The sequence below is a fragment of the Streptomyces sp. NPDC107522 genome (genome assembly GCF_055657525.1).
Genome location: NZ_JBVKAU010000011.1, coordinates 211,481 through 225,596 on the forward strand (window position 1 = coordinate 211,481; position 14,116 = coordinate 225,596).

Annotated in this window: 11 protein-coding genes; 6 read left to right on the forward strand and 5 right to left on the reverse strand. The window is 71.1% G+C overall.

The features are described 5' to 3' along the window. From ACZ7L6_RS30430 to ACZ7L6_RS30440, 3 genes are read right to left on the reverse strand one after another with little or no spacing between them, the layout of a single operon-like run. Positions 1 to 912 (reverse strand): ABC transporter ATP-binding protein, encoded by a 912-nt coding sequence (locus ACZ7L6_RS30430; RefSeq protein ID WP_471929366.1) that lies wholly within the window; start codon positions 910 to 912, stop codon positions 1 to 3. Then, positions 909 to 1,835 carry an ABC transporter permease gene (locus tag ACZ7L6_RS30435; protein ID WP_471929368.1) on the reverse strand — a complete coding sequence of 309 codons (927 nt, stop codon included), beginning with the start codon at positions 1,833 to 1,835 and terminating at the stop codon, positions 909 to 911. Before ACZ7L6_RS30435 ends, ACZ7L6_RS30430 begins: the two co-directional genes overlap by 4 nt. Further along, positions 1,825 to 2,814 (reverse strand): ABC transporter ATP-binding protein, encoded by a 990-nt coding sequence (locus tag ACZ7L6_RS30440; RefSeq protein ID WP_471929441.1) that lies wholly within the window; start codon positions 2,812 to 2,814, stop codon positions 1,825 to 1,827. The genes ACZ7L6_RS30435 and ACZ7L6_RS30440 overlap by 11 nt, the downstream gene beginning before the upstream one ends. A gap of 254 nt (positions 2,815 to 3,068) precedes the next feature. On the opposite strand from ACZ7L6_RS30440, the gene ACZ7L6_RS30445 reads away from it, so the two are divergent. The 6 genes from ACZ7L6_RS30445 (at position 3,069) to ACZ7L6_RS30470 (ending at position 9,380) form a co-directional block, all read left to right on the forward strand. Next, a complete protein-coding gene (locus ACZ7L6_RS30445) occupies positions 3,069 to 3,911 on the forward strand; it encodes a M24 family metallopeptidase (RefSeq protein ID WP_471929370.1) in 843 nt (280 codons plus the stop codon). Positions 3,912 to 3,919: 8 nt separating this feature from the next. Continuing rightward, positions 3,920 to 5,677: an SDR family oxidoreductase gene (locus ACZ7L6_RS30450; protein ID WP_471929443.1), complete on the forward strand. Its 1,758-nt coding sequence runs from the start codon at positions 3,920 to 3,922 to the stop codon at positions 5,675 to 5,677. Positions 5,678 to 5,759: 82 nt separating this feature from the next. Next, positions 5,760 to 6,692: a MerR family transcriptional regulator gene (locus tag ACZ7L6_RS30455; RefSeq protein ID WP_471929372.1), complete on the forward strand. Its 933-nt coding sequence runs from the start codon at positions 5,760 to 5,762 to the stop codon at positions 6,690 to 6,692. 145 nt (positions 6,693 to 6,837) lie between these two features. Continuing rightward, entirely contained in the window at positions 6,838 to 7,386 is a 549-nt protein-coding gene (locus ACZ7L6_RS30460) for an RNA 2'-phosphotransferase (protein ID WP_471929445.1), read from the forward strand. A 91-nt stretch (positions 7,387 to 7,477) separates the two neighbouring features. Continuing rightward, positions 7,478 to 8,380: an LLM class flavin-dependent oxidoreductase gene (locus ACZ7L6_RS30465; RefSeq protein WP_471929374.1), complete on the forward strand. Its 903-nt coding sequence runs from the start codon at positions 7,478 to 7,480 to the stop codon at positions 8,378 to 8,380. A gap of 130 nt (positions 8,381 to 8,510) precedes the next feature. Then, a complete protein-coding gene (locus tag ACZ7L6_RS30470) occupies positions 8,511 to 9,380 on the forward strand; it encodes a Cof-type HAD-IIB family hydrolase (protein ID WP_471929376.1) in 870 nt (289 codons plus the stop codon). A gap of 25 nt (positions 9,381 to 9,405) precedes the next feature. On the opposite strand, the gene ACZ7L6_RS30475 is transcribed toward ACZ7L6_RS30470, so the two are convergent. Beyond that, complete coding sequence (locus ACZ7L6_RS30475; RefSeq protein WP_471929378.1) at positions 9,406 to 10,476, reverse strand: peptidoglycan DD-metalloendopeptidase family protein; 1,071 nt, start codon at positions 10,474 to 10,476, stop codon at positions 9,406 to 9,408. A gap of 109 nt (positions 10,477 to 10,585) precedes the next feature. Next, complete coding sequence (gene cydD, locus ACZ7L6_RS30480) at positions 10,586 to 14,104, reverse strand: thiol reductant ABC exporter subunit CydD (RefSeq protein ID WP_471929380.1); 3,519 nt, start codon at positions 14,102 to 14,104, stop codon at positions 10,586 to 10,588. Positions 14,105 to 14,116 lie beyond the last annotated feature (12 nt).

Sequence of the window (14,116 nt, forward strand, 5' to 3'; positions counted from 1 at the left end):
CTACGCCGCGACCAGATACGAGAAGACGGACTCGAGGGATTCGTCGGACGGCGAGACCGTGAGCAGGCGGATGCCGTGGTCGCGCGCCACCTTGGGCAGCAGGGCGGTGAAGCGGCCGAAGTCGACGGCCTGGATGTGCAACGCGCCCTCGGCCAGATCGACCTCGATACCGGACGTCGACGGGTCGGCGATCAGCGCGGCCGCGAGGGTGCGGTCGTCGCTGGAGCGGACCAGATAGCGGTGCGGGCGGTCGGTCATCAGGCGGCGGATCTTGCGGAAGTCGCCGCTGGCCGCGTGCCGTCCGGCGACCACGACCTCGATGTGCCAGGCGAGTTGCTCGACCTCTTCGAGGATGTGGGACGAGAACAGCACCGTGCGGCCCTCGTCGCCCATGCGGCGCAGCAGGTCCATGAGCTGCATGCGCTGGCGCGGGTCCATGCCGTTGAACGGCTCGTCGAGCAGGAGGAGGGACGGGTCGTGCACCAGGGCGCTCGCCATCTTCACGCGCTGCCGCATGCCCTTGGAGTACGTCGAGATCTTGCGGTCCTGGGCGTACTCCATCTCGACCGTGGCCAGCGCCTTCTGGGCGGCCTTGGCGCCCAGGCCGTGCAACTCGGCGTTGGCGACGACGAATTCGCGGCCGGTGAGGAAGTCGTACATCGCCTCGCGCTCGGGGACGATGCCGATGTGCTTGTAGATGGCCTCGTTGCGCCAGACCGGTTGTCCGTCGAGGGTGACGGTGCCGGTGGAGGGGGCGAGGAAGCCGCCCATCATGTTGATGAGGGTGGACTTTCCGGCGCCGTTGGGGCCGAGCAGGCCGGTGACGCCGGGGCCGATCGTCATGGTGATGTCGTTGACGGCGACCACGTTGCCGAACCAGCGGGAGACGTGGTCGATCTGGAGCGTGGTCACATTCCCACCTTCTTGTAGCGGCGCATCAGGAGGCCGTAGCTCGCGGCGATCAGGCCGAGGACGGCGAGGACGTAGACCACGCCCACCCCGTCGCTGGGGCCGACCCCGCCGGGGAACGCGGAGCTCGCGCCGAGGAACGCGGACTGCACCCCGTCGATGAGCGTGACCGGCGAGAACAGGCCGATCCAGGCGATGGCGCCGCTGCTGCCCCCGCCGTCGCCGAGGGACTGCGCGTCGGCGATGGCCTGGAGGGTGGAGACCGCGCCGTAGGAGATGGTCATGACGGCGATCACGGCCGCGATGCCGAAGCCGCGGCGCGGGGTGAACGACGCGATGACCAGGCCGATGCCGGCGAAGAGCAGGGAGAGCAGTGCCACGGAAACGAGTCCCTGCGCGAATCCCTTGGTCTGGTCGGCGAAGTCCAGCTTGGCCAGCAGCGCGCCCACATACAGCACGAGCAGCGGGGCCGCGGTGAGGATGAACAGGGCGGAGGCGAGCGCCGCGAACTTCGCGCGTACGTAGTCGGCGGTCTCGATGGGCCGCGAGAAGTACAGCGGTACGGTCTTGAAGCGCAGGTCGCGGGAGACGGACTGGGGTGCCTGCGAGGCGACGTACAGGCTGATCACGGCCTGCATGATGATCGCGTAGCGCGTGTAGTCGACGGGCAGGTCCTTGGCCTTGGTGGCGACCGCGACGGCGACCATGATGGCCGCGGGCACGCACATCACCACGAACAGGAGCATCGGCAGCACCTTGGACTTCACCGAGCGGCCGAGGCCGTAGGCGCCGCGCAGGGACTGCGAGTAGAGGGAGCGGGTGGCGTAGGAGCGGCCGAGGCGGGGGCCGTCGTACGTGCGGTAGCCGATGTTGTGGATGCGGGTCTGGTCACCCGATGTCGTCGCTACGGGGTGCTCAACCGCCATGGCCGACCGCCTCCTTCCGCTGTGCGTCGGTGCTCTGCTCGCTGCCCTGCTCGCTGTCCGTGAAGACCTCGGAGATGTGGTGCCGGCGCTGTTCCATGCGCACCAGGCCGAGGCCGAGGTCGGCGACCACGTCCCGCACCAGGTCGTACGTCTCGTCGCCCTGCGCGGTGAGCAGCAGGATGTGGCCGGCACCGGGGAGGCCGCCGCTGCCGTCGAGGACGTCCACCCCGCGCGCGTGGAGCGCGTCGCGCACCGCGCGGGTGCCGTCCGGGTGTTCGTCGGTGTCGGTGACCTCGATCGCGAGCGTGGTCGTGGTCTGCGTGAAGTCGGTGGTGGAGCTGGAGCGCAGGAGCTTGCCGCCGTCGATGACGACGACGTGGTCGCAGGTGCGCTCCAGCTCGCCCAGGAGGTGCGAGGTGACCAGGACCGAGATGCCGAAGTCGGTGTGGATCCGGCGGATCAGGCCGAGCATCTCGTCGCGGCCGACCGGGTCGAGGCCGTTGGTCGGCTCGTCCAGGAAGACCAGCTGAGGGTCGTGCACCAGGGCCTGCGCCAGCTTCACGCGCTGCTTCATGCCGGTCGAGTAGCCGCCGATAGGGCGGTAGCGCTCCTCGTACAGACCGACGTGGCGCAGCGTGTCCGCGGTGCGCTCGCGCGCGGCGGTGGGCGGCAGGCCGGACATGCGGGCCATGTGCACGACGAACTCGGTGGCCGAGACGTCGGGCGGCAGGCAGTCGTGCTCCGGCATGTATCCGACCCGCTCACGGATGGCGGCGCCCTTGGTGGCGACATCGAGTCCGAGCACTTCGGCACGGCCCTCGGTGGCGGGGGACAGACCCAGCAGGATCTTGATCAGTGTGGACTTGCCGGCCCCATTGGCTCCGACGAGTCCGGTCACACCGGGCCCGACGTCCACGGAGAGCCGGTCAAGCGCGGTCACCCTGGGGAACCGCTTGCTCAGGCTTTCGGTCGCGATCACAGTCACGCTTCGAAGGTAGTGACGCGGACCACGCCGGTCGTCACCCCGCAGAGCTGTCTTGGGATCAGACTCAAGGTGTACGGGGCCCTAAGGGTCACCCTGAGGTCGAACAACGAGGGCCCTGGTTTTCCACATCGGCGTGGTTGTCCACAGCCCGAGGCAGCCCTATTGACGCAGCCTCTAACAACTGTCACATTCGCCAGTGTCAAGTTACGGGCACGTACCGCAGTCGGTGTGGACAGGTGGGCGGTGGCATGACTTCAGCGGTGACACGCGAACTCTCCGCGGAGTTGCAGGGGTTCAGGACGGTCCAGCGCCTGGCGTACGAGTGCGCCGAGGCCGTCGCGGCGCAGCTGGAGCCGGGCATTACCGAGCGTGAGGCGGCGCGCATGCAGCGCGAGTGGCTGCGCGAGCGCGGGGTGCGGGACTGGTTCCACCTGCCCTTCGCCTGGTTCGGGGACCGCACGGCGTTCGTGAACTTCCGCATCCCGCTGCAGTTCTTCCCCACGGGCCGCCGCCTCGAGCCCGGGATGCCGTTCATCCTGGACATGGCCCCTGTGTACGACGGCTGCACGGCCGACATCGGCTACTCGGGCTCGCTCGGCATCAACCCCGTGCAGGACAAGCTGATGGCCGACCTGGCGGCGCACCGGGAGCTGATCCTGCGCGAGGTGCGCGAGCGGCGGCCGCTGCGGGAGATCTACGAGGACGTGGACCGGCTCATGGTCCGCCAGGGCTATGCCAACCGGCACCGCGCCTACCCCTTCGGCGTGATCGCGCACAAGGTCGACCGGGTCAAGGAGCGCCGCTGGTCACCGCATGTGTTCGGGTTCGGCACACAGTCCCTGAAGGGCCTGGCGAGCGACGCGCTGCACGGTCACCGCGAGGGCTGGTCCCCGCTGTGGTCGCCGTACCGCTTCTCCGACCACCCGCCGCAGCCGGGCCTGTGGGCGGTCGAACCACATCTGGGCTTTCGGGGTACGGGCGCGAAGTTCGAGGAGATCCTGGTCGTCACCGACTCCGCGGATCCCGAGGAGAGCGCCTTCTGGCTGGACGACGATCTGCCGCATGTGCGGCGCTGGGCGGAGGAGAAGTGACGGTGCCGGTGACTCTTCAGGGCGCGCGTGAGCGCCGGGTGCGGACCGGCGGCGTCGAGCTGTGCGTCGCCGAGCTGGGTGACCCGGGGCAGCCGACGGTGATCCTCGTGCACGGCTATCCGGACAGCAAGGAGGTGTGGTCCGAGGTCGCGCCGCGGCTGGCCGACCGCTTCCATGTCGTGCTGTACGACGTCAGGGGCCACGGCCGGTCCACGGCACCGAAGCCACTGCGGGGCGGGTTCACGCTGGAGAAGCTGACGGACGACTTCCTGGCCGTCGCGGACGCGGTCAGCCCGGACCGGCCGGTGCATCTGGTGGGGCACGACTGGGGTTCGGTGCAGTCCTGGGAGTTCGTGACCGTCAAGCGCACCGAGGGCCGGATCGCCTCCTTCACCTCGATGTCCGGCCCGTCCCTCGACCACTTCGGGCACTGGATCAACCAGCGCCTCAAGCGCCCCACGCCGCGCCGGGTCGGCCAGCTGCTCGGCCAGGGCGCCAAGTCCTGGTACGTGTATCTGCTGCACACACCCGTGCTGCCCGAACTGGCCTGGCGCGGTCCCCTGGGCAAGCGCTGGCCGAGGCTCCTGGAGCGCTTCGAGAAGGTGCCCGGCGGCGGCTACCCGACCTCGTCACTGCCGACGGACGCGGCGCACGGCGCATGGCTGTACCGCGACAACGTACGGGCCCGGCTGCGCCGTCCGCGCACGGACGCGTACGCGCACGCGCCCGTGCAGCTCATCACGCCCCTCGGGGACGCGTTTTTGTCCGAGCGGCTCTACGACGAACTGGAGTCGTGGGTTCCGCAGTTGACCCGGCGCACGCTCGCGGCGAAGCACTGGATCCCGCGCACCCGCCCCGACCAACTGGCGGCCTGGATCACGGAGTTCGTGACGTCCGTGGAGGGCGGGCGGCCGGAAGGGGTGACGGCGACCGGCAAGTACGCCGACCGCTTCGGCGGGCAGCTCGTCCTGGTCACCGGCGCCGGCAGCGGCATCGGACGGGCGACGGCGTACGCGTTCGCCGAGGCCGGCGCGCGCGTGGTGGCCGTCGACCGGGACGCCGAGTCCGCGGCCCGCACCGCCGAGATGTCCCGACTGATCGGCGCCCCCGAGGCCTGGGCGGAGACGGTCGACGTCTCCGACGAGCAGGCCATGGAGAAGCTCGCCGAGAAGGTCGCCACCGAGTACGGCGTGGTGGACGTGCTGGTGAACAACGCCGGGATCGGCCTGGGCGGCTCCTTCTTCGACACCACACCGGAGGACTGGAAGAAGGTCCTCGACGTCAATCTGTGGGGCGTCATCCACGGCTGCCGGCTGTTCGGGAAGCAGATGGCCGAGCGCGGACAGGGCGGCCACATCGTCAACACCGCGTCGGCGGCGGCGTACCAGCCCTCCAAGGCACTGCCCGCCTACAGCACCTCCAAGGCGGCCGTGCTGATGCTGAGCGAGTGCCTGCGCGCGGAACTGGCCGGCCAGGGCATCGGCGTGACCGCGATCTGCCCCGGCTTCGTGAACACCAACATCACGTCGACCGCGCACTTCGCCGGGGTCGACGCCGAGGAGGAGAAACGGCGCCAGAAGAAGTCCGCGCGGCTGTACGGGCTGCGGAACTATCCACCGGAGAAGGTCGCCGACGCGATCCTGCGGGCGGTCGTGCGCGGTGACGCCGTGGTTCCGGTGACGCCGGAGGCACGCGGGGCATATCTGATGTCCAGGTTCACGCCCAGGGCTCTGCGGGCGATCGCACGGCTGGAGCCACCGCTGTGAGGGTGGGAGGAGGGTGGGCACGGCCTGCAGCACCGGGCACCTTCGAACTGGCCGTACTACAGCGGACCGGGGGCGACCGAGCATGGACGAGACGTACCGCATAGAAGACCTTGCCCACCGCAGCGGCGCCACCGTCCGCACCATCCGCGCCTACCAGGACCGAGGCCTGCTCCCCCGCCCCGAACGCCGTGGCCGCGCCAACGTCTACGGGGACGCCCACCTGGTCCGCCTGCGCCAGATCGCCGACCTGCTCGACCGCGGATACACCCTTGCCTCCATCAAGGAGCTCCTGGAGGCCTGGGACGCCGGTCGCGGCCTCGGCGGGGTGCTCGGGCTGGTCGCCGAGGTGGACGGGCCGTGGACCGACGAGGAGGCGGTACGGATCTCGCGCGCCGAGCTGACCGAGCGCTTCGGCGGGGCTCCGGACGACGCGGCGGTGACCGATGCCGTGGAGCTCGGCGTGCTGGAGCCCGTACCCGGTGACGGCGACACCTTCCTCGTACCGAGCCCTCAAGAGCTCGCCGTGGCCGTCGAGTTGCACGCCGCCGGAGTGCCTCTTTCGGCGATCGCAGGTCATCTGAGGGAGTTGAGGGGTCAGGTCGAGCACATCGCCGCCCGTTTCCTGGAGTTCACCACCGAGCACGTCTTCGCCCGCTACCTCGACGGGCCGCACGGCCCGACGGACTCCGACGCGGCCGAAGCGGCCTCGCTCGTACGCCGGCTGCGCCCGCTCGCCCAGCAGACGGTGGACGCGGAACTCGCCCGGGCCATGCGGTTGTTGGCGATTCGGCAGCTGCGTCAGCACCTGGGAAAGGACGAGGCGCCGGAACTTCGGAATCAGACGCGAAAGGTGTCGCTTCCGGTGGAGACAATGCAGGCGGTGGAGAGCCTGGTTGGCCCTGAACAGGCTCCGGCGTTCATCGCACTGGCCGCCGAACGGGAGGTGCGCTCCCGCGCCTTGGACCGACTCGCCGCAAGTCACAGACCATCAAATGATCTTGACGAAACGCCTTGAAACCACGGCCTGTTGTCCACAGAATCGCCAATTCCCCTGTGGAAAACCGCACTTGCTTGTGGATCAAACATCCGAAGCGAAATCGTTCGCGTGATTCGCTCCGCTCCCGCACCCTGAAGGTATGAGCAAGAGAGATCACAGCGGGATGGACGAGAGACGCACCGTGAAGGTGTCGAAGTACCTCTCGAAGCATCTGCGCCACCAGCCCGAGCGGATCGGGCTCACGCTCGACGAGGGCGGCTGGGTCGAGATCGAGACCCTGATCGCCGCGGCGGCCGCGCACGGGTTCCGGTTCACGCGCGAGGAACTCGATCATGTGGTGGCCACGAACGACAAGAAGCGCTTCGCCGTCGAGGGAAACCGCATCCGCGCCAGCCAGGGCCACACCATCGACGTCGACCTCGGCCTTCCCCCGGCGACGCCACCGCCGTACCTCTACCACGGCACCGTGGCCCGCAGTCTGGACGCGATCCGCGCCGAGGGGCTGAAGGCCATGGACCGGCACGACGTGCATCTGTCGCCCGACCGCGAGACCGCGAGCCGCGTCGGCTCCCGCCGTGGCCGCCCCGTCGTGCTCTCCGTGGACGCCGGTGCCATGCACCGTGACGGCTATGAATTCCACGTCAGCGAGAACGGAGTCTGGCTGACCGAGTTCGTCCCGCCGCAGTACGTGCGGTTCCCCGAGACGCACTGAGCCCTTTCATGATCCACCTCACTCCGTGGCTGAGCAGCCGCGTGCGGTGACTGTTTCACGTGAAACCCGTTCGGCCGCTTAGGCTCGAGTCATGAGTCTGCGCCTGAGCACCGTGATCCTCCCGTACCGCCGCTGGTCCGAGGGGGGTCGCGCGGCATGGCAGCGCGCGGAGCAGCTCGGCTTCCACGCCGCGTACACCTACGACCACCTGTCCTGGCGCAGCTTCCGGGACGGCCCGTGGTTCGGTGCCGTGCCGACACTGACCGCCGCCGCGGCCGTCACCGACCACCTGCGGCTGGGCACCCTCGTGACCTCGCCGAACTTCCGGCACCCGGTGCCGTACGCCAAGGAGCTGATCTCCCTCGACGACATCTCCGGCGGCCGCTTCACGCTCGGCGTCGGTGCGGGCGGCTCCGGGTTCGACGCCACCGTGCTCGGCCAGGACCCGTGGTCGCCGCGCGAGCGGGCGGACCGGTTCGCCGAGTTCGTCCAGCTCCTGGACCGGCTGCTGACCGAGGACTCGGTGTCGTACGAGGGCGACTTCTACTCGGCGCACGAGGCGCGCAACATCCCGGGATGTGTGCAGCGCCCCCGGCTGCCGTTCGCGATCGCCGCGACCGGACCGCGCGGGCTGCGGCTCGCGGCGCGGTACGGGCAGGCATGGGTGACCACCGGTGACCCCAAGCTGTACGAGAACGGCACTCCTGAACAGTCGGTTCAAGCCATTCGTGGACAGGCCGAGAAGCTGGCCGACGCCTGCGCCGAGATCGGCCGGGACGTGGCCGGGCTCGACAAGATCCTGCTCACCGGCTTCACCCCGGATCGCGGCCGTCCGCTGGAGTCCCTCGACGCCTTCGTGGACTTCGCGGGGCGCCACCAGGAGTTGGGATTCACCGAGATCGTGGTCCACTGGCCGATCCCGGACTCGGACTTCGCGGCCGACGAGAAGGTCTTCGAGCAGATCGCCATGGAGGCGCCGGCGCAGCTGCGCTGAGCACGGCGGGCGCGACGGTGCTGGTCAGCGCCCCGTGGCCGGTCTCCTCAGGGGCGGTTTCTCCTCAGCCACCGCCTCAGATGTGCGGTCTCCCGCACGGCCGTGCAGGCATATGCGGGAGAATGGCCCGGTGACCTCAGCGACTCGACAGCCTCAGACCCCGGCCGCCGCCGTCCGCCCGCGGCTCATCGCCACCGACCTGGACGGCACCCTGCTGCGGGACGACAAGTCGGTCTCGCCGCGCACGGTCGCCGCGCTGGCCGCCGCCGAGGAGGCGGGCATCGAGGTGTTCTTCGTCACCGGCCGCCCTGCCCGCTGGATGGACGTCGTCAGCGACCACGTCCACGGTCACGGCCTGGCGATCTGCGGCAACGGCGCCGCGGTGGTCGACCTGCACGGCGGCCCGGGCACCCACCGGTTCGTGAAGGTGCGGGAGCTGGCCCGGGAGAACGCGCTGGACGCCGTACGGCTGCTGCGTGAGGAGGCACCGGGCACGGTGTACGCCGTGGAGCAGACGTACGGCTTCCACCAGGAGCCGGACTATCCCAAGCTGCACATGGAGATACCGGACCATCTCGCACCGGCCGAGGACCTCCTGGCGGCGGACGGCCCCGGTGCCGACGAGCCGGTACTCAAGATCCTCGCCTATCACCCCACCCTCGACCCCGACGCCTTCCTCACCCTCGCCCGCCTCGCCATCGGCGACCGCGCCAATGTCACCCGTTCCAGTCCGAGCGCCCTGCTGGAGATCAGCGGCCCCGGGGTCTCCAAGGCCAGCACGCTCGCCCTGTGCTGCGCCGAGCGCGGTATCTCGCACGAGGAGGTCGTGGCCTTCGGTGACATGCCGAACGACGTGGAGATGCTGACGTGGGCGGGCCAGTCGTACGCGATGGGCAACGCGCACCCGGATGTCATCGCCGCCGCGTCAGGGCGGACGGTCGCCAACAACGACGACGGGGTGGCGGTCGTGATCGAACAGCTGCTGGCCCTGCGGGACTAGGCAGGCTCACGCCGCGGCGACCGGCCTACCCGAGCCGCACTCCCCGCGCCGCCAGCCACGGCACCGGATCCACCGCCGAGCCCATCTGCGCGGTGACCCGCGCCTCGAAGTGCAGGTGCGGGCCCGTGGAGTTGCCGCTCGTGCCGGACTGGCCGATCCACTGCCCTGTGTCGACCCGTTCGCCCTGGTCGACGGCGACAGCGGCGAGATGGGCGTACTGCGTGTAGTAGCCGTCCGCGTGCCGGAGGACGATCTCCATGCCGAAGGCGCCCCCGCACGACACCTTCACGACGCGCCCGTCCCCGACCGCCCGCACCGGCGTGCCGATCGGCACGGCGAAGTCCTGGCCGGTGTGCCGGTTCGCCCACCGCAGCCCGCCGCTGCCGAATGCCGCCGACAGCTGGTACGACTCCACCGGCTCGACCCACTCGCTCGTGAAGTCCGTCTTCGGCTGGTCGAGCCGGACGGCACCGCTGCAGGAGCCGGCGGCCACGGAGGCGTCGGCCTGCCCCTGCAACTGCCAGCGCACCCTTTCGAGCTTCTGCTCGATGCCCTTCTTCAGTTCGGCGAGCGCGGCGTTGCGCTTCTCCAGGTTCTGCCAGGCCGCCGCGGCCTTGGCCTCGTCCGTGGCGAGCCGCTTCTCGGCGCGTCGGCTCTTCTCGATGGCGTTGCCGACGGCCAGGTTCGTCTGCGAGAAGACATGCTGACCGCGCATCAGCTGCTCCGGGCTCTTCGCCAGGATGATCTGCGCGGTGAGCGGCATCCCGCCGCTGGTGCGGTACTGGGCGCGTGCGATCCGGCCCAGGTCCTCGCGCAGGACGCCGATCTCCCGCCGTTCACGCTCGAGCAGCGCCTCGATCCGCTGTGCTTCGGCCCGCTGCACCTCGGCCTCCTGCCGCCCGGCCTCGTACTGCTGCGTGGCCCGGGCCGCATCCGCGTACAGCTGCACCACCTGCGCGCTGAGGGCGGAATCGCCACCGGTTCCGGTGCCGTTGTCGCCCGGGGTCCGCTTCCCGTCGGCGGGTCGGGCGGCGAGTGAGGCGAGCACGCACAGCAGCGCCGGAACGATCAGGAGACGGCGGCGGTATGAGCGCATGTCAGCGATCGTGGCCCGCGGGTCGGGTCAGGGTCCTGTTCGGGTGGTACGCCTGGGGGACGTGTTGCTGCGGACGGGTCAGTACGGGTGTTGACGCGAACGCCGGCGGTCAGGTCGTCCCCACCAGCAGATCCGCCTGCTCCTCCCGCTCCACCATCTCCCGCAGCGGCCCGTCCGCGGCGGCCAGTTCCGCGAACGCGCCCCGCTGCACCACACGCCCCTCCTCCAGGACAACCACTTCGTCGACGGCCTCCAGCCCGGCCAGTCGGTGGGTGATGAGCAGGGTCGTCCGGCCCTCGGTGGCGGTCAGCAGGTCGGCGGTGAGCGCGTCGGCGGTGGGCAGGTCGAGGTGCTCGGCGGGCTCGTCGAGGACGAGGACGGGGAAGTCGGCGAGCAGTGCGCGGGCCAGCGCGAGCCGCTGCCGCTGACCGCCCGACAGCCGCGCCCCGTGCTCGCCCACGAGCGTGTCCAGCCCGTCGGGCAGGCCGTCGGCCCAGTCGAGCAGCCGGACACGCTTCAGGGCGTCGCGCAGTTCGGCCTCGGTGGCGTCCTTCTTGGCGAGCAGCAGGTTCTCGCGCACGGAGCTGTCGAACAGGTGCGCGTCCTGCGCGCAAAGCCCGACCAGCCGGCGCACCTCGTCGCCGTCCAGTGCGTACGCGTCTACGCCGCCCAGCGTGTACGAGCCCGAGTCCGCGTCCAGGAAGCGCAGCAGCACCTGCGCCAGCGTGGTCTTGCCGGACCCGGACGGCCCGACGACGGCGATCCGGCGGCCCTCCTCCAGGGTCAGGTCGAGGCCGGCGAGCGCATCCCGCTCCTGCCCCGCGTGGCGGGCGGTCAGACCCCTGACGGCGACGGGGAACGGTGACGCGGGCGCCTGCCGGGGCTGCTCCGGTTCCCGTACGGGCTCGGGGGCGTCCAGCACCTCGTACACGCGCTCGGCGCTCTTGCGCACCCGCTGCCGGTACTGCACGGCGAGCGGCAGCCCGAGGACGGCCTCGAAGGCAGCCAGCGGGGTGAGGACGACGACGGCCATCGTCACGCCGCCCAGCCGCCCGTCGACGACCGCCTGGGCGCCCACGAGGGCGGTGGCGGCGACGGTGAGCCCGGAGATCAGCGCGGTGAGTCCGTCGCCGAGCGCGGTCGCGGCGGCGGCCCGCGAGGCGATCCGGGTGAGCGCCCCGTCGGCCCGCCGAGCCTCGGCCGTACGGGCGGGCAGGGCGCCGGCCACGGTCAGCTCCGCGGTGCCGGTGAGCAGATCCGTCACGCGCGTCGCGAGCACTCCGCGGGCGGGGGCCAGCCTCCGCTCGGCGCGGCGGGCGACTGTACCCGTGAGGAGCGGGACTCCGGCCCCGGCCGCCAGCAGCCCGGCGGCGAGCACGGCACCGGCCTCGGGCAGCAGCCAGGCGGTGAAGCCGACGGCCCCGGCGGACACGACGGTCGCGGCAGCGGCGGGCAACAGCCACCGCAGCCAGTAGTCCTGCAGCGCGTCCACATCGGCGACGAGCCGCGACAGCAGATCGCCCCGCCGCGTGCGGCGCAGCCCTGCGGGCGCCAGCCGCTCCAGCCGCCGGTACACGGCGACCCGGGTGTCGGCCAGCATCCGCAGCACCGCGTCGTGCGACACGAGCCGCTCGGCGTACCGGAACACGGCTCGTCCGATGCCGAAGGCCCGCGTCGCCGTCACCGCCACCATCAGATACAGCACGGGCGGCTGCTGCGAGGCCCGCGAGATGAGCCACCCGGAGGTGGCCATGAGCCCGACGGCACTGCCGAGCGCGAGGCTCCCGAGCAGCAGCGCGAGGACGAGGCGACCGCGCCGGGCACCGGACATGGCGCGGACGCGGGCCAGGGCCTTGCGAGCATCGCGGGTGCCGGCCGTGTCCGGCGCGGCGGCCTCGTCCGCCTGTTCCTCCTGGATCGGCCGGGTGGTGGTCGCCCTGGGTCCGGTCTCGGTGCCGTCGTGGGACGCGATCTCCGCGTGAGCGGGGGTGACCGTCTCCGTCAGCCGCACCACCCGGTCCGCCACGCCCAGCAACGCCGGCCGATGCACCACCAGCAGCACCGTCCGCCCCACCGCCAGCCTGCGCACCGCCTCCACGACCTCGGCCTCGGTGGCCCCGTCGAGCGCGGCTGTCGGCTCGTCCAGCAGGAGCACGGGCCGGTCCGCGAGAAACGCCCGGGCCAGCGCGAGCCGCTGCCGCTGCCCCGCGGACAGCCCGGCCCCGTCCTCACCCAGCACGGTGTCGACGCCCTGGGGCAGCGCGTCCACGAACTCCAGCGCCCCGGCGTCCCCCAGCGCCCGTCGCACGGCGGCGTCGTCCGCGTCGGGACGCGCCAGCCGTACGTTCTCGGCGACCGTCCCGGCGTACAGGTGCGGCCGCTGCGGCACCCAGGCGATCCGCGAGCGCCACTCCTCCAGATCGAGCTCGGCGAGATCGGCTCCCCCGACCAGCACCCGCCCTGCACTGGGCCGCACGAACCCCAGCAGCACGTTCAGCAGCGTCGACTTGCCCACACCGCTCGGCCCGACGAGCGCGACCGTCTCGCCGGGTTCGACTGCGAAGGACGCACCCGCCACGGCATCGGCGGAGCGGCCGGGGTAACGGACCGAGACCCCGTCGAACTCGAACGACATCGCCCCAGTCGGCACCGCCGCGGTACCCGAGGCCGGCGCCGGAGTCTCCAGTACCTCGAAGATCTCCTCGGCCGCGGCCAGCCCCTCGGCCGCCGCGTGGTACTGAGCGCCCACCTGGCGCAGCGGCAGATACGCCTCGGGCGCCAGCACGAGCACGACCAGGCCGTCGTACAGATGCATCTCGCCGTGGACGAGCCGCATCCCGATCGTCACGGCGACCAGCGCCACCGAGAGGGTCGAGAGCAGCTCCAGCGCGAAGGAGGAGATGAAGGCGATCCGCAGGGTCCGCATGGTCGCCCTGCGGTACTCGCCGGTGATCCGGCGGATCGACTCGGCCTGCGCCTTGGCCCGCCCGAACACCTTCAGGGTCGGCAGCCCGGCGACGACGTCCAGGAAGTGTCCGGACAGCCGCGACAGCAACTGCCACTGACGGTCCATCCGGGACTGCGTGGCCCAGCCGATCAGCATCATGAAGACCGGGATGAGGGGCAGGGTGCCGACGATGATGGCCGCCGACACCCAGTCCTCGGTCACGATCCGCGCCAGCACCGCCACGGGTACGACGACCGCAAGCCCCAACTGCGGCAGGTACCGGGAGAAGTAGTCGTCCAGGGCGTCGACGCCCCGTGTGGCAAGGGCCACCAGCGATCCGGTCCGCTGCCCGCCGAGCCAGCCGGGCCCCAGCGTCGCCGCCCGCTCCAGCAGCCGCCCTCGCAGCTCCGACTTCACCGCGGCGCTCGCCCGGTGTGCGGCAAGCTCCGTGAGCCAGGAGACCAGCGCGCGGCCGACCGCCACAGTCACCAACAGCAGCAGGGGAGTGCGGAGGTCAGCGGCGGACAGTCCGTGCTGGAAGGCGCCGACCACCACCTCGGCGACCAGCATCGCCTGGGCAATGACCAGCAATGCCCCGACAGCGCCCAGGCCGATGACCGCACCCAGGAAGAGACGGGTGGCACGGGCGTACCGCAGCAGACGCGGATCGATTGGTTTCACGTGAAACACACC